The organism is Mycobacterium pseudokansasii (genome assembly GCF_900566075.1).
Taxonomy (GTDB): Bacteria; Actinomycetota; Actinomycetes; order Mycobacteriales; family Mycobacteriaceae; genus Mycobacterium; species Mycobacterium pseudokansasii.
Map to the genome: position 1 here is coordinate 1,751,641 of NZ_UPHU01000001.1, position 20,117 is coordinate 1,771,757.

16 protein-coding genes are annotated in these 20,117 nt (G+C 67.1%); 13 read left to right on the forward strand and 3 right to left on the reverse strand.

All coding sequences use genetic code 11. From position 1 onward, the window contains the following. The first annotated feature begins 18 nt into the window (after positions 1 to 18). From EET10_RS08080 to EET10_RS08110, 7 genes are read left to right on the forward strand one after another with little or no spacing between them, the layout of a single operon-like run. Positions 19 to 1,044 carry an MCE family protein gene (locus EET10_RS08080; RefSeq protein ID WP_122502038.1) on the forward strand — a complete coding sequence of 342 codons (1,026 nt, stop codon included), beginning with the start codon at positions 19 to 21 and terminating at the stop codon, positions 1,042 to 1,044. Next, the gene (locus EET10_RS08085) at positions 1,041 to 2,363 is read left to right on the forward strand and encodes an MCE family protein (protein ID WP_063466369.1); all 1,323 of its coding nucleotides are present in this window, start codon (positions 1,041 to 1,043) and stop codon (positions 2,361 to 2,363) included. Before EET10_RS08080 ends, EET10_RS08085 begins: the two co-directional genes overlap by 4 nt. Then, positions 2,363 to 3,664, forward strand: coding sequence for an MCE family protein (locus EET10_RS08090; RefSeq protein WP_099188155.1), 1,302 nt, complete (start codon positions 2,363 to 2,365; stop codon positions 3,662 to 3,664). The genes EET10_RS08085 and EET10_RS08090 overlap by 1 nt, the downstream gene beginning before the upstream one ends. Before the next feature lie 32 nt (positions 3,665 to 3,696). Further along, on the forward strand, positions 3,697 to 4,800 hold the full coding sequence (locus EET10_RS08095; RefSeq protein ID WP_244601884.1) for an MCE family protein: 1,104 nt from the start codon (positions 3,697 to 3,699) through the stop codon (positions 4,798 to 4,800). Between the two features lies 1 nt (position 4,801). After that, positions 4,802 to 6,301, forward strand: a complete 1,500-nt coding sequence (locus EET10_RS08100) for an MCE family protein (protein WP_122502039.1) — start codon at positions 4,802 to 4,804, stop codon at positions 6,299 to 6,301. Then, a complete protein-coding gene (locus EET10_RS08105; protein WP_122502040.1) occupies positions 6,271 to 6,813 on the forward strand; it encodes a mammalian cell entry protein in 543 nt (180 codons plus the stop codon). The genes EET10_RS08100 and EET10_RS08105 overlap by 31 nt, the downstream gene beginning before the upstream one ends. Then, positions 6,810 to 7,367, forward strand: a complete 558-nt coding sequence (locus EET10_RS08110; RefSeq protein ID WP_122502041.1) for a cupredoxin domain-containing protein — start codon at positions 6,810 to 6,812, stop codon at positions 7,365 to 7,367. The genes EET10_RS08105 and EET10_RS08110 overlap by 4 nt, the downstream gene beginning before the upstream one ends. Positions 7,368 to 7,369: 2 nt before the next feature. Here EET10_RS08110 and EET10_RS08115 read toward each other — a convergent pair whose 3' ends face one another. Then, a complete protein-coding gene (locus tag EET10_RS08115; protein WP_122502763.1) occupies positions 7,370 to 9,637 on the reverse strand; it encodes a carbon starvation CstA family protein in 2,268 nt (755 codons plus the stop codon). A gap of 81 nt (positions 9,638 to 9,718) precedes the next feature. Here EET10_RS08115 and EET10_RS08120 point away from each other — a divergent pair, with 81 nt between their 5' ends. After that, positions 9,719 to 10,996: an ATP-binding protein gene (locus tag EET10_RS08120; RefSeq protein ID WP_036407554.1), complete on the forward strand. Its 1,278-nt coding sequence runs from the start codon at positions 9,719 to 9,721 to the stop codon at positions 10,994 to 10,996. A 66-nt stretch (positions 10,997 to 11,062) separates the two neighbouring features. Here EET10_RS08120 and EET10_RS08125 read toward each other — a convergent pair whose 3' ends face one another. Continuing rightward, on the reverse strand, positions 11,063 to 12,592 hold the full coding sequence (locus tag EET10_RS08125; RefSeq protein WP_122502042.1) for an ATP-dependent DNA ligase: 1,530 nt from the start codon (positions 12,590 to 12,592) through the stop codon (positions 11,063 to 11,065). Between the two features lie 110 nt (positions 12,593 to 12,702). Between EET10_RS08125 and EET10_RS08130 the strand changes: the two genes are divergently transcribed. After that, complete coding sequence (locus EET10_RS08130; RefSeq protein ID WP_036407557.1) at positions 12,703 to 13,473, forward strand: SDR family NAD(P)-dependent oxidoreductase; 771 nt, start codon at positions 12,703 to 12,705, stop codon at positions 13,471 to 13,473. Positions 13,474 to 13,574: 101 nt separating this feature from the next. Then, the gene (locus EET10_RS08135) at positions 13,575 to 15,740 is read left to right on the forward strand and encodes an acyl-CoA dehydrogenase family protein (protein ID WP_036407560.1); all 2,166 of its coding nucleotides are present in this window, start codon (positions 13,575 to 13,577) and stop codon (positions 15,738 to 15,740) included. 54 nt (positions 15,741 to 15,794) lie between these two features. Here the strand turns inward: EET10_RS08135 and EET10_RS08140 are convergent, their stop codons facing one another. Further along, on the reverse strand, positions 15,795 to 16,133 hold the full coding sequence (locus EET10_RS08140) for a Zn-ribbon domain-containing OB-fold protein (protein WP_036407563.1): 339 nt from the start codon (positions 16,131 to 16,133) through the stop codon (positions 15,795 to 15,797). 56 nt (positions 16,134 to 16,189) lie between these two features. Between EET10_RS08140 and EET10_RS08145 the strand changes: the two genes are divergently transcribed. The 3 genes from EET10_RS08145 (at position 16,190) to EET10_RS08155 (ending at position 19,954) form a co-directional block, all read left to right on the forward strand. Further along, on the forward strand, positions 16,190 to 17,383 hold the full coding sequence (locus EET10_RS08145; RefSeq protein ID WP_036407598.1) for a thiolase family protein: 1,194 nt from the start codon (positions 16,190 to 16,192) through the stop codon (positions 17,381 to 17,383). A gap of 22 nt (positions 17,384 to 17,405) precedes the next feature. Next, a complete protein-coding gene (locus tag EET10_RS08150) occupies positions 17,406 to 18,875 on the forward strand; it encodes a FadR/GntR family transcriptional regulator (RefSeq protein WP_036407566.1) in 1,470 nt (489 codons plus the stop codon). 110 nt (positions 18,876 to 18,985) lie between these two features. After that, positions 18,986 to 19,954 (forward strand): anti-sigma factor RsbA family regulatory protein, encoded by a 969-nt coding sequence (locus EET10_RS08155; RefSeq protein WP_122502043.1) that lies wholly within the window; start codon positions 18,986 to 18,988, stop codon positions 19,952 to 19,954. The last annotated feature ends 163 nt before the right edge of the window (positions 19,955 to 20,117 follow it).

Here is a 20,117-nt window from a genome sequence, read left to right on the forward strand (position 1 = left end):
GGAGGAGAAGCCAACGCGATGAGAGAGAACCTGGCCGGTGCCATCTGGCGGTTGACGATCTTCATGGTCGTGTGCACGCTGGGGCTGATCGCGATGTTGGCGATCTTCGCCGATCTGCGCTTCGGGGATGAAAAACCGTACCGGGCGCAGTTCAGCAACGTGTCGGGACTGGAGAGCGGCAACTTCGTCCGCATCGCCGGCGTGGAAGTCGGCCAGGTCAAACGCATCTCGATCCAGGACGACGGAACCGCGATCGTCGAGTTCGGCACCGACAACTCCGTGGTCCTGACCGAGGGCACCAAAGCGGTCATCCGCTACCAGAACCTGATCGGCGGCCGCTATCTGGCGCTCGAGGAAGGGGGCGGCGGCAGACGACTCGAGCCAGGTGAGACGATTCCGCTGGCCCAGACATCGCCGGCGTTGGACTTGGACGCGCTGATCGGCGGCTTCCGGCCGTTGTTCCACGCGCTGGATCCCGATCAGGTCAACGCGTTGTCGACCGAGCTGATCAAGGCATTGCAGGGTGAGGGCGCGACGATCAGTTCGTTCCTGGCGCGAACGGCGACGCTGACCAACACGCTGGCGGACCGCGGTCAGCTGATCGGACAGGTCATCGTCAACCTGAACACCGTGCTGGGCTCCCTGGGTGACCAAAGTACCCAATTCGCCAAGGCAGTCGATTCAATGTCCCAATTGCTGGTCACCCTGGCCGACAACAAGCAGGAGATCAGCACCGGTATCGCCTACGCCAACGCGGCCGCCGGATCGATCGCCGATCTGCTCGCGCAAGGCCGCGCGCCGCTGGCCGACATCATTTATCAGTCGGAGCGGATAGCGGACGTCATACTTGCCGACCGCGACTATGTCGACGATCTGCTCAACACCCTGCCGGACGCCTACCAGATGTTGAATCGGCAAGGACTCTACGGCGACTTCTTCAGCTTCTACATGTGCGACCTGCTTCTGAAACTGAACGGCAAAGGCGGCCAGCCGATTTACGTCAAGGTGATCGGCCAGCCCTCGGGAAGGTGTACGCCGCGATGAAATCGTTCTCCGAACGCAATCCCCTCGTCGTCGCCGTGGTCGGCCTGGTGGTGGTGGCCGCGGCGGTGCTGGCCGCACTGACCTACAGCAGGCTGCCGTTCGTCAAGGCCGGCAGGGACTATTCGGCCTACTTCGCCGAGGCGGGCGGTTTGCAGACCGGCACGACGGTGCAGGTTTCGGGCCTCAAGGCGGGCAAGGTCAACGGCATCGCGCTGGACGGACCCAAGGTGCTGGTCAGCTTCGAGGTCGACAAACATATCCGGCTCGGCGACCGCACCGAGGCCGCAATCAAGACGAAAAGCGTGCTGGGCGCCAGGATCCTGGAAATCACACCCCGCGGCGAGGGCAGGCTGACCGGGCCGATTCCCCTCGAACGAACGACGTCACCTTATCAGCTGCCCGACGCGCTCGGCGATCTCGGCGCCACCATCAGCGGGCTGGACACCGACACGCTGTCGGCATCATTGGCCGTGCTGGCAGAGACATTCTCCGGTACCGCGCCCGACCTGAGAATTGCGCTGGCCGGTGTGGCGCGGTTCTCCCAGACGCTTAACGAGCGCGACGCTCAACTGCGAAATCTGTTGTCCAACGCCAACAAAGCCACGACCGTGTTGTCAGAGCGCAGCGAGCAGATCGCCCGGCTGGTCGCCGACACCAACGCCCTGCTTGCGCAGCTGGAAAGCCAAAGCCGCGCGCTGGATACGATCTCCGGCAACATCTCGGCGATAAGCCGGCAAATCAAGGGCATTATCGCCGATCACCGGCAGACCCTCAACCCGATCCTGGACAAGCTCGACCGGGTCCTGACGATCGTCGACAACCGCAAACAGCGAATCCAGTTGGCAATAAAGAAGTTCAACGACTACGCGCTGTCACTGGGCGAGTCGATGTCCACCGGCCCGTGGTTCAACTTCTACATCACCAACCTGATTCCCGGTCAGTTCATCCAGCCGTTCGTCGACGCCGCGTTCTCCGATCTCGGTCTGGATCCCAATGTGCTGCTGCCGTCGCAGCTCACCGATCCGCAGCTCGGTCAGCCTGGCACACCCGCGCTGCCGGTGCCGTTCCCGCGCACCGGTCAGGGTGGCGAGCCGCGGCTGAACCTTCCGGACGCGATCACCGGTAATCCCGGCGATCCCCGCTATCCGTATCGCGAGCCGCCGCCGGCCCCGCCGCCGGGCGGGCCGCCGCCGGGACCGCCGGCGCTGGCCCCCGGAGAGACGGCCCCGCCGCCGCCGCCGACACGGCCGCCGGTGTACGTTCCCGCGCCCGGTGAAGCCCCCGGGCCCGCGAAACCCGGTCAGCAAGCGGGCCAATGATGAACCGCGCTGCGAACCGCCACACTGCCCGCATCGGCGTGGCCGCCCTGCTCGTGCTCACCTGCATCGCCGGGGTGGTGGTGGCCTGGCAGGCCGCCGCCGCGACCCGCAACACGACGGTGGTCGCCTACTTCAAGAACAGCAACGGCATTTTCGTCGGCGACGAAGTGCGCATCCTCGGGGTTCCTGTCGGCAAGATCGACAAGATCGAGCCGCAACCCGAGCGGGTCAAGATCACCTTCTCCTACGACGCCAAATACCAAGTGCCCGACACTGCCAAGGCGGTCATCCTGTCCCCGTCGCTGGTCACCGCGCGCGTTATTCAGCTGACACCGGCCTACACCGGCGGGCCGCAACTGCGCGACCACGCGGTGATCCCGCTGGAGCGCACCGCCGTCCCGGTGGAGTGGGACGACCTGCGCCAGGACCTGGCAAAGCTCACCCAGATGCTGCAACCGAGCCAACCCGGCGGGATGAGCGCGATGGGAGCGTTGCTGAACACCGCCGCCGCTAACCTGCGCGGCCAGGGAGCGACCATCAGGGACACCATTGTCAAGCTGTCCCAGGCGGTTTCGGCACTCGGCGACCACAGCAACGATATCTTCAGCACGGTGAAGAACCTGTCGATTCTGGTGTCGGCCCTGCAAAGCAGCACCGACCTGATGCGTCAGCTGAACCAGAACCTGGTCACGGTGACCGGGCTGCTGACCAACGACCCCGATGAGGTTGCCGACGCGGTCGCGGCGCTGGCCGACATCGTCGGTGACGTCCGCGGCTTCGTGGCCGAAAACCGGGAGGCGCTGGGTGAAACGTCGGACAAGCTGGCGTCGGTGTCCACGGCGCTGAACGACAGCCTCGACGACATCAAGCAGGCGCTGCACATCGCCCCGACCGAGTTGCAGAACTTCATGAACATCTACCAGCCGGCGCAGGGCACCCTCAGCGGAGCGCCGGCGTTCAACAACTTCGCGAATCCGATTGCCTTCTTGTGCGGGGCGATCCAGGCGGCGTCGCGGCTGGGTTACGAACAATCGGCGAAGCTGTGCGTCCAATATCTGGCGCCGATCATCAAGAATCGGCAATATAACTTTCCCCCGTTGGGGGAGAACTTGATCGTCGGTGCGGTGGCGCGGCCCAACGAGGTCACCTACAGCGAGGACTGGATGCGGCCGGACTATGTTCCCCCGCCTTCCAATTCCACTGCGGCCGTCGATAATACAGCGTTGTCGGCCGAGGTGTATCCGACCGATCCGGCCGCCGGGCTACGCGGCCTGCTGCTGCCCTTCGAAGGAGGCTCCTGATGGGTGCGGTGTGGCGTCACAGCCGGGTGTGGATGCTGACGGTGCTGGCTGTGTTCGGCTTGGCCGGCTGCGGTTGGCGAGGTCTCAACTCGATCCCGTTGCCGGGGACCGCGGGTCGCGGCCCGGGCTCGTTCACCATTCAGGTGCAATTGCCGGACGTGGGCACCCTCGAGCAGAACTCCCGCGTGCAGGTCGGCGACGTCACGGTGGGCAACGTCACCAAGATCGAGCGACAGGGCTGGAATGCGCTGCTGACCATCCGGCTCGACGGTGACGTCGAGCTGCCGGCCAACGCGACCGCCACCATCGGCCAAACCAGCCTGCTCGGTTCGCTGCACATCGAATTGGCCCCACCCACCGACGTCGCACCCCAGGGCAAGTTGAGGCAGGGGTCGCTGATCTCGCTGACGTCGGCCGGCAGCTACCCGTCGACCGAGCAAACCCTGGCCGCGGTCTCGCTGCTGCTCAATGGTGGTGGTATCGGCCAGATTCAGGACATCACCGAAGCACTGAGCACCGCGCTGGCCGGACGGGCCGCCGAGCTGCGCAGCCTGATCGAGCAGGTCGACAGATATGTCGGCCTGGTCGGTGACCAGACCGGCGACATCATCGCCGCGGCCGAAAGTCTGAACAATGTGGTCGGTCAGTTGGCGAAGGAGAAGCCGGTGGTGGACCGAGCGCTGCAGACCATCCCGGACGCGCTTCGGACCCTGGCGGACGAACGGCAGCAGCTGGTTGATGCGCTCGATCAATTCGCCAAGTTCAGTGCACTGGCCGCCGACTCCGCCAACCAGACTAAGGACGCCTTGGTCAAGCAGCTGAAAGATCTTGGGCCGGTGGTGGAATCGCTGGCCAATGCCGGTCCGGCCCTGACCCGTTCGCTGAGCTTGCTCACCACCTACCCGTTTCCCAAGGACACGATCAGCAACTGGGCCCGCGGGGACTACGCCAACCTGACGGCCATCATCGACCTGACGCTGAGCCGGCTCGACGCCTCCTTCCTCACCGGCACCCGATGGGAGGGCAGCCTGACGGAGCTGGAGCTGCAGTGGGGCCGCACCATCGGCCAGATGCCGAGTCCCTACACCGCCGGCAATCCGCTTGTCGCTCCGTACCATTGGGATCAGGGGCGTTGACATGCCGCCGTTGTCGAGACGAATCCTGGTCCAACTGGCCATCTTTGTGATCGTCGCGCTGGTCGGCGGAGCGGTGATGATCTTCCACTACATCCAGCTGCCGGCGGTGTTCGGCATCGGGCGCTACCGGGTCACCGTGCAGCTGCCGCAAGCCGCCGGCCTGTACCCCAGCGGCAACGTCACCTATCGCGGAACCGAAGTCGGCCGGGTCGAAAGCGTGCGGCTCACCGATACCGGTGTCGCGGCGGTGCTTTCGCTCAAGTCGGACATCGACATTCCCTCCGATGTCGACGCCCAGGTGCACAGTCAGTCAGCGGTGGGTGAGCAGTATGTCACGCTGCTGCCCCGCCGGGATTCCCCACCGCTCAAGGACGGCGACGTCATTCCGGCCGAACGCGTTTCGGTGCCGCCGGATCTGGACACGTTGCTGGATACGGTGAACCGGGGCATGGAGTCGATCCCGCGCGACAGCCTGAAGACGACGGTCGACGAGGCCTATACCGCGGTGGGGGGCCTCGGGCCGGATATCGCCCGGCTGGTCACCGGAGCCGGTTCGCTGTCCATCGAAGCGCGCCGGAACCTGGGCCCGTTGCTCACCCTGATCGACCAATCCAAGCCCGTGCTGGATTCCCAGGCCGACTCGCCGGATGCGGTACAGCTGTGGGCTGCGCATCTGGCCGACCTCAGCCGGGGGCTGCTGCGCAACGACACCGCCGTCCGGACCGTGCTGCAACAAGCGGGCCCGGCCGCCGCGGAACTCCGGCAGTTGTTCGACCGGGTCAATCCGACACTGCCGGTGCTGCTGTCCAACCTGATCGGCGTCGGTCAGGTGGCGGTCACCTATCACCCCGCCATCGAGCAGCTGCTGGTGCTGCTGCCCCAGGCGGTCGCAACCATCCAGGCGATCGGCGTGCCCAACCGCAACACCAAGCAGGGTTACAAGGGCGTCTTCCTCAGCTTCAACATGCGGCTCAACCTGCCGCCGCCGTGCACCACCGGCTACCTGCCGGTCCAGCAGCGCCGCGTGCCGTCCTGGGAGGACTACCCCGATCGCCCGGCCGGAGACTTGTACTGCCGGGTGCCGCAGGACTCGCCGAACAACGTTCGCGGCGTTCGTAATACGCCGTGTGTTGGCCGGCCCGGAAAACGAGCCCCGACGGTCGCGATGTGTGAGAGCGACCAGAGCTATGTTCCGCTCAACGACGGCTACAACTGGAAAGGCGACCCGAATGCCACCCTGTCAGGCCAGCCCGTTCCCCAGCTGCCCCCCGGGACACCGCCCGCACCGGGCGCCCCCGCACCGGCCGCACCAACCGGCATACCGCCCGCACCGGGCGCCCCCGCACCGGCCGCACCACCGTTTCCGATAGCTGCCGCCGAATACGACCCGGCTACCGGTACCTACCTCGGCCCGGACGGGCAGGTCTACACCCAATCCGATCTGGCTGCGGCCGGCGGGAAGGAGCGCACATGGCAGTCGATGTTGCTGCCCCCGAATTGAGCGAATCGACCCAGGCGCGGCCCAGCCGACGCCGCCCGGAGCGGTCGGCGTTGCTGATCGGGCTGGTCGCGCTGCTTGCGTTGGCCGGGCTGGTTGCTTTCCTGGGGGTCCGGGCCCACCAGTCGCAGCAAGCCCTGCAGCAGAGCAGGCTCTTTCTGCAGGCCGGTCGCCAGGGGGCGCTGAACCTCACCACCATCGACTTCCACCAGGCCAACGCCGACGTGCAACGCATCCTGGATGGGGCAACGGGCCAGCTCTACGACAACTTCGCCAAGCGATCGCAGCCCTACATCGACGTCGTGGTGCGGACCCAGTCGAGATCGGTCGGCACGGTGACGGAAGCGGCGCTGGAATCGCAGTCCGGCGACCACGCGCAGGTGCTGGTTGCCGTGACCGTGAAAACGTCGAACATCTACGCGGCCCAAGAGGAATCGCGAGCATGGCGGATGCGGCTGTTGGTGCGCCGGGTGGGCGCGCAGGCCAAGGTCTCCAACGTGGAGTTCGTGCCGTGAGTACCCCACCGCCGGTGAGCGCCGGCACCGATACCGCTACCGCCGCCGAACCCGCGACGGAAGCTGAGCGCCGAATCCGGTGGCCGCGGCCACTGGCCTACGGTGTGCTGCCGGGCCTGGCGTTGTCGCTCGCGCTGGCGGCCGGTTTCCTGAAGTGGCAATGCTCGTCGGCGCCGGAAAGCATCGGCAGCCTCGAGGTGATCCAGGCGGCGCGGGCGGCGACGGTCGAGTTGCTGTCCTACCGGCCCGACACGGCCGAGCGCGACCTGGGTGCCGCAGGTGACCGGTTGACCGGGCACTTCAAAGACGAATACACGTCGCTGACCCGCGACGTCGTCATCCCCGGCGCCAAGCGGAAACAGATTTCGGCGGTTGCCACCGTACCGGCCGCGGCATCGGTGTCGGCCCAGTCGAACCACGCGGTGGTGCTGCTGTTCGTCAACCAGACGACGATTGTGGGCACCGAAGCGCCCACCTACACCGCATCCAGCGTTCGGGTGACGCTGGACAAGGTCGGCGGTCGCTGGCTGATCTCCGGATTCGACCCGGTCTGAAGTCAATGCTTCCGAGCGCCAAGGGGTTTCGTGGCAGACCCGGGCAGCTCGTTCCATCTTCGTTGCAGCTCGCGTTCCGCTGCCGTCGGAATGAGGCCGGCGGGCGCGAACAGCTTCGACGGCACCGGCTCATCCTCGGCCAACGGCCGGCCCGCGCCGCGAATTGTCTTGAGCGCCACGGTAACCCCGGTGACAAACACCACGACGACGACTGTCGCGAAGACGATCGACAGGGTGCCCTGGACAAAGGTGTTTCTGATGACGTCGTCGAGCTGGTCGGCATTGGCCGCCGAACCGAACGCCGTCTTGCCGTCGTTTTTGGCAGCCAGATACTGGTAGTGCTGAGTCCAGTAGCCGACCGCCGGGTCGGCGGAAAACACCTTCTGCCACGAGGCCGTCAGCGTGACGGCCAGGTCCCACAGCAACGGCACCCCGGGTATCCAGGCCCACTTCAGGTGGCCCTTCTTGATGACCACGACGGTGATCACGGTCAGCGAGATCGCCGCCAGCAGCTGGTTGGCAATGCCGTAGAGCGGGAACAGCGTGTTGATGCCACCGAGCGGATCGGTGACGCCGAGCAGCAGGATACTGCCCCAGGCGGCGACCATTGCCAGGCTGCACACCCAGACGCCCGGGCGCCAGCTGGGATTCTGCAGTTTGCGCAGCGGCCCACCGAGGTTGCTCAGCGCGTCGGAGACCAGGAAGCGCGCGGCGCGGGTGCCGGCGTCGAGGGTGGTCAGGATGAACAGCGCCTCGAACATGATCGCGAAGTGGTACCAGAAGGCCTTGAGGTCCATGCCGCCGAACACCCGGTGCAACATTTCGGACATGCCGAAGGCCAGCGTCGGCGCCCCGCCGGTGCGTGAGACGATCGAGCGCTCGCCCACGCTGGCGGCGGCCTGACCGATCTGGTCCGCGGTAGCCGGGTTCCCCCGCAGGCCGAGCCCGTTGACGTACTGGGCGGCGCTAGCCGCGGTGCCGCCGGTCTGGGCCGCCGGGGCGTTGAGCGCGAAGTACAGATGCTGGTCCAGGATCGACGCGGTCAGCAGCGCGATGACCGCCACGAACGACTCGGTGATCATGCCGCCGTAGCCGATCAGGCGCATCTGGCCTTCCTTCTCCAGCATTTTCGGCGTCGTTCCCGACGAGATCAGCGCATGGAATCCGGACAGTGCGCCGCAAGCGATGGTGACGAACAAGAAGGGGAACACCGAACCCGCGAACACCGGCCCGTTGCCGGCGCCGGCGAACCGCGACACGGCCGGAGCCATCATGACCGGCCGAACCACCAACACCGCGATGGCGAGCAGTGCGATGGTGCCCACCTTCATGAACGTCGACAGGTAATCGCGCGGCGCGAGCAGCAACCACACCGGCAGCACCGACGCCGCGAAGCCGTAGCCGATCAGCAGCCACGACAGGGTGACCGGCGATAGGCTGAACCAGTCTGCGCCCCAGGATGTTTGGGAGACCCAATCGCCGGACACCACGGCGAGCAGCAGTAGCGCCACCCCGATCAGCGACACTTCCGCCACCCGCCCCGGCCGCAGGAAGCGCAGGTAGCAGCCCATGAACAGGGCGATGGGGATGGTCATGGCAATCGAGAACACACCCCACGGGCTTTGCGCGAGAGCGCGCACCACCACCAGCGCCAGCACCGCGATGACCATGACGATGATGGCCGGAACCCCGATCAGGGCGGCTGCACCGGCGGTCGGGCCAAGTTCGTCGCGAACCATCTGGCCCAGGGAACGGCCGCGGCGCCGAGTGGAGATCCACAACACCAGATAGTCGTGCACGCAGCCGGCGAACACCGCGCCGAGCACGATCCACACCGTGCTCGGTAAGTAGCCCATCTGGGCGGCCAGCACCGGACCCACCAGCGGCCCGGCCCCGGCGATGGCGGCGAAATGGTGGCCGAACAGTACCCGCCGATCGGTCGGCACGTAGTCCATACCGTCGTCGAGGAATTCGGCCGGGGTGGCATGATCGTCGCGGGGGCGGACGATCTTCGCCTCGATCAACCGGGCATAGAACCGGAACGCGATGACGTAGGTGCCGCCCGCGGCGACCACCAGCCACACGGCGTTGACCGTTTCGCCGCGGACCAACGCGAGGATCGCCCAGGCGACTGCACCGATCACGGCGACGACGGCGATGAAGATCTTGTGCTTCAGGGTGATCGGGGAGCGGTCGACAATGGCGACCGGCGGCAGGTCGGCGTCGGTGCGGATGTAGCTGACGTCGCCGGCCACCGGCCCTCCCTCAATGGTGCACGCACGGGTGTTCCCGGTGATCCTTGCACTACCACGGTGCTGTGCGCAGCCCGGCAACAGGCATACCGTTAGGTGATGCCGTTATGGCGATTGCGCGACTACGACGACGACGACCTGGACCAGGCAATCCAGGTGTGGGACCAAAGCCGTACTCCGGGATCGCCGGAACCGGTTTTCGCTGTCGCCGAGGTGATGGCGGCCGCTCGGGCGGGCCAGCCCGCGGTCATCGCCGAGGTCGGTGACGAGGTGGTCGGTATGGCCGTCGCCCGGACCGACGGTGAGCGGGCCTGGATCCTGCTGATCGCGCTGGCATCACGCTGGCGGCAGCGTGGTATCGGCAGTGCGCTGCTGGCCGATCTGGAGCGCCGGCTGCGGTCGGCCGGGGTGCGCAAGATCTGCACGGTGCTGCCCGCCGGCGCGACGGGATCGGCGGCGCTGGACAACTCCGGCTATACCCGTCGCGACGGTTTGGTGTACTACGAGACGGTCGAACTGCTGCGGCCGGACCAGGCCAATGTGCTCGCCGAACTGGGCGGGCGGCTGCTGCCGCCGGGGTTGTGGCAGGACCTGGCCGGGATGGAACAGGAGAAGCAGATCATCGAGCAGCGGATCATTGCCCCGCTGGCTCACCCCGAGATCGCCGACCGCTACGGCGTGCGCCCACCCAAGGCGGTGATCCTTTTCGGGCCACCGGGGACGGGGAAAACCAGTTTCGCCAAAGGGATTTCGTCGAGGCTGGGTTGGCCCTTCGTCGAGCTGTTCCCGTCGCGGCTGGCTGCCGCGGCGCCGGGCGGTCTGGCGGCATCCCTTCGGGAAGTGTTCGCAGAACTCGACGAACTCGACGAACTGGTGCTGTTCATCGACGAGGTCGAGGAGATCGCGGTCGCGCGCGCCGGTGCCAGCACCGTCGAAACCGGCGTCACCAACGAACTGCTGAAGCTCATCCCGTCGTTCCGTGAGCACGACGGGCGGCTGCTGGTCTGCGCCACCAATTCCGTGCATTCGTTGGATTCGGCGTTCCTGCGGCCCGGACGCTTCGACTACGTCATACCGGTCGGTCCGCCGGATCAGCCGGCGCGCCTGGCGGTATGGAAACGCTATCTGGGCCAAGCCAACCCGGGCATCGACGTCGACCGGCTGGTCGCGGCCACCGAGCTGTTCACCCCGGCCGACATCGAGTTCGCCGCCCGCAAGGGAGCGCAGGTGGCCTTCGATCGTGAGATGGCGCATGGCCGCGGGGAGCCGGCGACCACCGAGGACTATCTCACCGCGATCGACGAGGTTCGTCCGACGTTGACGACGGGGATGCTGGCCGAATTCACCGAAGACAGAGCGCAATTCGCCAGGCTATAGTCTGGCGAGCATGAATGTGGCGACGCGTCACCGGCGTGTCGCCACATTCACCGTCGCGCAAATGGATCAGTGCAGTGCGCGCACGGCGTCGATGGTGTCGGCTTCGTCCGGGCTCTTGTCGTCTCGATAACGCAGCACCCGGGCAAACCGCAACGCGACGCCGCCCGGATAACGCGACGAACCCTGCACCCCATCCACTGCCACCTCGACCACTTGCTCGGGGCGCAGCCGGACGACATACCCGTCCGTGCCACCGATGGCTAGCTCGGTGAACCGGGCGGTCTGCCAGTCCAGCATGGCGTCGGTCATCCCCTTGAAGGTCTTGCCCACCATGAGGTATTCGCCGCTGGCCGGATCCCGTGCGCCCAGGTGAATGTTGGACAGCTTTCCGCGACGGCGGCCCGAACCCCACTCCACGGCCAGCACCACCAGATCCAGCGTGTGCACCGGCTTGACCTTGAGCCATCCCGCGCCGCGACGCCCGGCTTGGTATGGCGCTCCTGGCGCCTTGGCCATCACACCTTCATGACCCGCGGTCAGTGTCGCGTCCAGAAAGGCGGCCGCGGCCGCCGCCTCGGACGTGATCAGCCGGTCCACCCGGTGTCTGACGGGTACGACGGCGTCCAGGACGGCCAGCCGTTCGGTGGTCGGCGCGTCGAGCAGGTCATCGCCGTCGCGATGCAAGATGTCGAAGAAGAACACCGAAAGCGGCTGCGTTGCACGGGCGGCCGCTACATCGACCGATCGGCCGAACCGGGACGCGGTGACCTGGAAGCGATGCGGACGGTGGTCGGGTCGCAACGCGATCGCCTCACCATCGGCGACCAGCTCGCGCACCGGCAGCGCCAGCGTTGCCTCCACGACCTCCGGCAGCCGAGCGGTGACGTCGTCGAGGCTTCTGGTGAAGACGGTGACGTCGTCGCCGGCGCGGTGAATCTGTACTCGGGCACCGTCCAGCTTGGCCTCGAATATCGTCGTGCCGTCGTGGCGTTCGAGCGCGTCCGCCACACCGGTCGCGGTCTGCGCCAGCATCGGGCCCACCGGCCGGCCCACCCGTAGGGTGAAGGCGTCCAGCGCCGCCGCCCCGCCGGTCAGGCCCGCCGCGGCGACCGCCGGCAGATCACCGCCCAGCATGGCGGCGCGCTGCACTGCGCTGGCGGGGATTGCGGCCGCTTTGGCTACGGCGTCGGTCATGATCCCGGTCAGCGCACCCTGGCGCAGCTCACCGCTGAGCAGCCGCAGCAGCAAGGTCTGCTCGGATTCGGTTGCCGCCGAGAACAACTCGGAGACCAGCTGCGCGCGGCGCGCCTGCGAGCCGCTGCCCGAGGTGGCACCGATCTCGGAGAAAGCCGCGTCGACGCCCGCGACGGTCAGCGTCGGATGCCCAGCCGGCGGCGGCAGCGACCGCAACGACGCCCAGCCGACGCCGATGTGCCGCTGTGGCAGTTCCCCGGAGAGCCACGCCACGATGATCGCCACCAGCTCGGGGTCGGGCGCGGCGCGGCGAAGCAGGTCGGCGATGCGTTCGACCTTGCTCAGTCGCGACGAGGTGGCGCCCACGTCAAGTGAGGTAGTGGACACGTCGAGAAGGAGCACGGTTCAGCTTGGCATGACTCGCCGACAACCGTTTCGGGCCGACACGCTAGCGTGCCTACATAACGTTACAGATTGCCAGAATTCTGACAAGCCACTACAGGGAGGTCCGGATGGAGATCAGCGGCAAGAAGGTCGTGGTCATCGGCGGTGCGTCGGGGATGGGTCGGGCCACGGCCGAGTTGCTGGCCGAACGTGGCGCGCACGTCGCGGTGCTCGACCGCGAGAACTCCGACGGCAAGGCCGTCGCCGAGGGGCTCGGCGGCGCGTTCTACCCGGTCGACGTCACCGACTTCACCGGAACCGAAGAGACCCTGCAAACGGCGGTCGACAACCTCGGCGGCCTGCATGTCGCGGTCACGACCGCAGGCGGCGGCATCGCCAAGCGGACCCTGACCAAATCCGGCCCACATGACCTCGAATCCTTCCAGTCGGTCATCGATCTCAACCTCATCGCCACCTTCAACATCAGCCGGCTGGCGGCCGCCCACATGGCCAAGAACGACCCGGAAGACCCCGAATCGACAGGAGAGCGCGGCGTCATCATCAACACCGCATCCATCGCGGCCTTCGAGGGCCAGATCGGTCAGGTCGCCTACACCGCCGCCAAGGCCGCGATCGCCGGCATGTGCCTGACCATGGCCCGTGACCTGGGGTCGATGGGAATCCGGGTGCTGGCCATCGCGCCTAGCCTGTTCCTGACCGGGCTGACCGCCATGGTTCCCGACGAGATGGCAGCGCAGCTGACCAAAGACGCCGCCTTCCCGAAGCGGATGGGCCGGCCCATCGAGTACGCCAAGCTGGCGGCGGCCATCGTGGACAACCCGATGCTCAACGGCCAGTGCATCCGCCTCGATGCCGGCCAGCGGTTCGCGCCCAAGTAACCGACGAGCCGGCCGGGCCTGCGCCGGCATTGAGTACACTCTTTAGAAAATCAGCAGGACCCGCGACGGCGCGGGCCGCGCAGTGCCGCGAGGAGGCCCTGATGGGTATCGCACTCACCGACGACCACCGCGAACTCGCCGAGGTAGCCCGCGGGTTTCTGACAGCCCAGAAGGCCCGCTGGGCAGCGCGGTCACTGCTCGATGCGGCCGAGGAACAGCGACCGCCCTTCTGGCCGCAGCTGGTCGAACTCGGCTGGCTGGGTCTGCACATCGACGAAGAGCACGGCGGGTCCGGCTACGGGCTGCCCGAACTCGTGGTGGTGATCGAAGAACTCGGCCGCACGGTGGCGCCGGGACCGTTCGTGCCCACCGTCATCGCTTCGGCGGTGATCGCCAAAGAGGGCACCGCCGAGCAGAAAACCCGGCTGCTGCCAGGCCTGATCGACGGAAGCGTCACCGCGGGCGTGGGTCTCGACGGCCGGGTGCAGGTCACCGATGGCGTCGCCGACGGCGAGGCGGGTGTCGTCCTGGGTGCCGGGCTGGCCGATCTGCTGCTGGTCACGGCCGGGGATGACGTGCTGGTGCTCGACCGCGGCCGGGCAGGTGTGTCGGTAGACGTGCCGGAAAACCTCGATCCCACCCGGCGTTCCGGGCGCGTTCGGCTGACCAAGGTGACCATCAGCGCCGACGACATCCTGCCGGGGGCACGCGAATCGGCGCTGGCGCGGGCACGGACGTTGCTGGCCGCAGAGGCGGTCGGCGGCGCGGCCGACTGCGTCGACGCCGCCGTCGCCTACGCCAAGGTGCGGCAGCAATTCGGCCGCACCATCGCGACTTTCCAAGCGGTGAAACATCATTGCGCCAACATGCTGGTGGCGGTGGAGTCCGGGATCGCCGCGGTGTGGGATGCCGCCCGTGCGGCATCCGAAGATGAAGAACAGTTCCGCCTGATCGCGGCGGTGGCCGCGGCGCTGGCGTTTCCGGCCTATGCGCGCAACGCCGAGCTCAATATCCAGGTGCACGGCGGCATCGGCTTCACCTGGGAGCACGATGCCCACCTGCACCTGCGCCGGGCGCTGGTGACGGCTGGATTGCTGGGCGGAGACGCGCCGGCCCGCGATGTTTTCGACCGCGCCGCCGCCGGAGCCACCCGCGCCAACAGCCTGGACCTGCCGCCCGAGGCCGAAGAGTTGCGCATCCGGATCCGCGCCGACGCCGCCGAGATCGCGGCCCTGGACAAGAAGGCGCAACTGGACAAGCTGATCGAGACCGGGTACGTGATGCCGCACTGGCCCATACCGTGGGGCCGAGCCGCGGATGCGGTAGAGCAGTTGGTGATCGAGGAGGAGTTCGGTAAGGCCGGCATCAAACGCCCGGACTACTCGATCACCGGCTGGGTGATCCTGACCCTGATCCAGCATGGAACAGCATGGCAAGTCGAAAGATTCGTGGAGAAGGCGCTGCGTCAGGAAGAAATCTGGTGCCAGTTGTTCTCCGAGCCCGACGCCGGCTCGGACGCGGCGTCGGTCAAGACCCGCGCCACCCGGGTGGACGGCGGCTGGAAGATCAACGGGCAGAAGGTGTGGACCAGCGGGGCACAGTATTGCGCCCGCGGCCTGGCCACCGTGCGCACCGACCCCGACGTCCCCAAGCACGCCGGCATCACCACCGTGATCATCGACATGAAATCGCCCGGCGTCGAGGTGCGCCCGCTGCGACAGATCACCGGCGGATCGGAATTCAACGAGGTGTTCTTCAACGACGTGTTCGTCCCCGACGAGGACGTCGTCGGAGCGCCCAACTCCGGGTGGACGGTCGCGCGGGCGACGCTGGGCAACGAGCGAGTCAGTATCGGCGGCAGTGGGTCGTTCTACGAAGGGCTGGCAGCCAAACTGGTGCAGCTGGCCCAACGGGGAGCAGATCGGTTGGCGGGAGCCGAGGTTCGGGTCGGGTACTTTCTGGCCGAAGATCACGCGCTACGGCTGCTGAACCTGCGTCGTGCGGCGCGCAGCGTCGAAGGTGCGGGCCCGGGACCGGAAGGCAATGTCACCAAACTGAAGCTGGCCGAGCACATGATCGAAGGCGCTGCCCTCTCGGCGGCATTGCTGGGGCCCGAGATCGCGCTGCTCGAGGGTCCTGGTGCGGTGGTCGGCCGGATGGTCATGGGCGCGCGCGGCATGGCGATCGCGGGGGGTACTTCCGAGGTGACCCGCAACCAGATCGCCGAGCGGATTCTGGGCATGCCGCGCGACCCGTTGATCAACTGACGCTCGGCAGGGCCTGCGCTCGGCGGGGCGGGCTCGCGGTGCTAGCTCGCGGTGCTAGATGCGGGGCGCGAACTGTGGAGCCCCGCCGGAACCCTGCTGCGAACAGAGTTCGACGGGCATTCCGCATGTCACCGAATCCGGTTCGCAGTCAACAATATTGGCGGCAACACGTAGCCCGCTCTGCTCGCTGAGCTCCACCAGGGCAATCACGTAGGGGGTCGGGATGTCCGGGTTGTACGGGTGGTAGTTGACCGTGTAGGTGAACACCGCGCCGCGCCCAGACACCGGCCGAGCCACCAGCGGCCCTCCGCAGCCCCGGCATTCGCCGGTCGCCGGATGCACCCAGTGTCCGCAACTGTCACAATGCTCGATGAGCAGAGGCTGGGCAGACACGCTCAATACAGTACACTCTATTGATTCGTGGACGGATGGCCTGGTGGACGGTGCACGTGAACTATTTCGAAAAGGACGCGATCCTATCCGGCATCGGTATTTCGCGCATCGGCCGGCGCACCGGCATCCCCGGGCTGGAACTGACGATGGAGGCGGTGCGGGCCGCCATCGACGACGCCGGTCTGGTCGCCGCCGACATCGACGGCATCGCGACCCTGGGCGACACTCCTGCTGCCGACGTCAACGCCGAGCTACGGATCGACGCCGGGGACTGCGGATCCGGTTTCGGCACGGGCGGACTGCTGAGTCCGGTGATGTCGGCGTGCCGCGCGGTGGCCGAGCGGCACGCCCGCCATGTGGTGGTCTACCGGACCATCCAGATGCTGGGCGGCACGGTCCCGGTGAAACCGCAGGACGATGCGCCGGCCCCGCCGTTGGCGCGGATGCTGGACCTCCCCGAAGGCGCCCCGCGCCCCGTCGTCGGGCCGATGGACGACATCACCGATCTGATTGCCGCACATGCCTATTCGGCGGCGAACTGGCTGGCGTTGAATTGCCGGCGACACATGGAGCTCTACGGAACCACCAAGGAGCAGTTGGGCTGGGTTGCCCTCAACGGCCGCCGCAATGCGGCGTTGAATCCCCTTGCCGTCTATCGCGAACCGATGACGATGGCCGACTATCTGGGTGCGCGACCGGTGTCGACGCCATTCGGATTGCTGGATTGCGATGTGCCCATCGACGGCTCCATCGCGGTGGTGGTCTCGCATGCGGAGTATGCCCGCGATTGCCCGCACCGGGCCGTGGCAGTCGAGGCGATAGGCGGATCCGACGGCGCCGGCGGGTGGTTTCATCGCGACGACTATCCCAAGATGGCGATGTCGGACGCGGCGGCGCAGATGTGGTCGCGGTCCGAACTGACACCGGCCGACCTCGACGTCGCCCAGCTGTACGACGGCTTTACGTTCCTGACCATTGCCTGGCTGGAGGCGCTGGGAATCTGCGCCGACGGCGGCGCCGGCCCGTTCGTCGAGGGCGGGGCGCGGATCGCCCGTGACGGCGAGCTGCCGTTGAACACCTACGGAGGCCAACTTTCGGGCGGGCGCATGCACGGCTACTGGGCATTGCACGAGGGGTGTCTGCAGTTGCGCGGCGAGGCGGGGGAGCGGCAGGTGGCTCAGCGTCCGGAGGTCGGCGTGGTGTCCGTGGGCGGGGGTCCGGTAGCCGGATGCATGCTGCTGACATGCTGAACCTCGTTGTGGGGCGGCTCCATTGAATGTAGAGCCACCGGCAGCCCGGACCGACAAGCGAGCCGCGCAGATCGCCCGTTGCATCGAGGCCGACGTCGTCCGCCGCGGCTGGCCAGTCGGGGCATCGCTGGGCTCGGAAGGCGCTCTGCAAAAGCGATACGGCGCCAGCCGGTCGGTGCTGCGCGAAGCCGTTCGGCTCGTCGAGCACCATCAGGTGGCGCGGATGCGTCGCGGGCCCAACGGCGGGCTGCTCATCTGTGCACCCGATGCCGGACCGGCGACCCGCGCGGTCGTCATCTATCTCGAATACCGGGGCACCACACTGGACGACCTCCTGGATGCGCGTCTGGTGCTCGAGCCGCTGGCCGCCGCTCTTGCCGCCGAACAGATCGACGAAGCCGGAATCGAGCGGCTGCGGGCGGTGTTGGGTGCGGAGCAGCAGCAGCCGGGGTTGCCCGCCGCTCGCGACGAGTTCCATGTGGCGCTCGCACAGCAATCGAAAAACCCTGTCCTACAGCTGTTTATCGAAGTCTCGATGCGACTGACCAGGCGCTACGCGCGGTCCTCGCGGACCGACTCGGCGACCGAGGCGCTGCAGGCGTTGGACCGGCTGCACGACGACCATTCGGGAATCGCCGCGGCAGTCACCGCCGGTGATTCCGCGCGCGCCAAGGCGCTCAGCGAGCGGCACGTCCAAGCGGTGACCGTCTGGCTGCAGCAGCATCGGCGAGGCGATCGGTCTGGGCGGGCAAGGTCCCGACAGGTCCGGCGGCTGGACCCCGAGGCGCCCCGCGGCAAGCTCGCCGAAGTGCTGGCCGCCGCGATCGCCGACGATATCGTCGCCAGCGGTTGGCAGGTCGACTCGGTTTTCGGAACCGAGGCTGCGCTGCTGGAACGTTATCGCGTAAGCCGCGCGGTGCTGCGGGAAGCGGTGCGGCTGCTGGAATACCACACGATCGCCCACATGCGCCGGGGGCCCGGCGGTGGACTGGTCGTCACCCGGCCCCAGGCGCAGGCCAGCATCGACACCATCGCGCTGTACCTGCAGTACCGCAAGCCGAGTCGTGAAGACCTACGCTGCGTGGGGGATGCGATCGAGATCGCGAACGTGGCCAAAGTCGTGCAGCTTCGTAACGAGCCCGAGGTGGCGGCCATGCTCGACACGCTGGACCCGTCGACGGATTTCGTGGATGTCGCCGCCGACGAGGCAGCAGGCGAAATGCGTAAGGCCGCGGCCGAGGAATTCCGGTTCCATATCGGCCTGGCTCAGCTGGCCGGCAATGCGCTGCTGGAGCTGTTTCTCCGGATAATCGCCGAACTATTTCGCCGGCACTGGTCCAGCACCCGGGGGCAGCCACCGACCGCGGCCGACGTCGTCGCCGTCGAACACGCCCACCTGCGGATTCTGCAGGCGATCCGCGCCGGCGACGACAGCCTGGCCCGCTACCGCATCCGTCGCCATCTGGACGCGGCGACGTCATGGTGGCTCTAGAACTCGATCGAGCCAAACTCGCGCATAATCAACATCCCTGGCGGGTACATGCTTACCCAAACGAAAAGCCGGTCCAGCACAGGTGCCGGCGCTGGGGCGGGAGCGCTGACATGACGATTGGCACGGAAACCGAGCGACGAGGCTTCGTCCATTCCGCGCTGTTGTACCACTCCCAGCGGGAGTATCTGGATTTCCTCGGGCGCTTCGTGGCCGACGGGTTGGCGCTCGGCGAGCCGGTTCTGGTCGCGGTACCAGCGGACCGGCTGGCATTGCTGCGCACCGAACTGGGTGCCCCCGGTCGCGCTACGGCGGAGCTTCGCATGATCGACATCTCCCGTGCCGCACGCAATCCGAGCCGATTCCTGGCCATAGCGAATTCCTTCGCGGCCACATACGCCGATCGGCGGGTGCGGATCGTCAGCCAGCTCATCTGGCCCGGCCGTACCGTCGGCGAGTCTCTGGCCTGCGTGCAGGACGAGGCGTTGATCAACCGCGCGCTGGCACATCACAACGTCACGGGGCTGTGTCTCTACGACGCCGAGCGGCTCGACGACGAATTGCTGGCGAACGCCCGTGCTACCCATCCGCTGTTGTGGAAGTGCGGGTCGGCGTATCACAGTGCCGATTACGCGCCCGATGAGGCGCTGGCGCGCTGCAATCAACCGCTACCGCACAACCCGGGCGCGGTGACCTACCTGGTGCGCCACAGCAGCGACCTGGGGCCGGCGCGTTCGTTCGCCGTCGACTACGCCGGATGGGTCGGACTGTCGCAAGACGGCCTGGAGGATTTGCGATTGATCACCACCGAGCTGGCAACCAACAGCCTGCAATACACCGGCGGAGCGTGCCAGCTTGCCTTCTGGCGGCATGATGAGCATCTGGTCTGCGAGGCGCGCGACAGCGGACAGTTCGATCAACCACTCGTTGGACGCCAACCTCCGAGCGCCAGCGCAACCGCCAGCCGCGGGCTGTTTCTGGTCAACGCCATGGCGGATTTGGTGCGCACCCACACCACGGCAAACAGCACCACCATTCAGGCATACCTTCGGCTCAGGCCGTCGGCGGCTGCCGTGGGCTAGGAAGCGCTGTCCGCGGCGCTACCAGCACAGCGAACGGCCGTCGGAACCTATCCCAGCGACCCGCTCGGTGCCGGCACCGCCGGAATCTTACATGTGGTGGTCTTGCAGTCATCGGTGCTGTTGCAGCTCACCGCCGCGGTGGCTGCAAACGCCGCGATCAGCG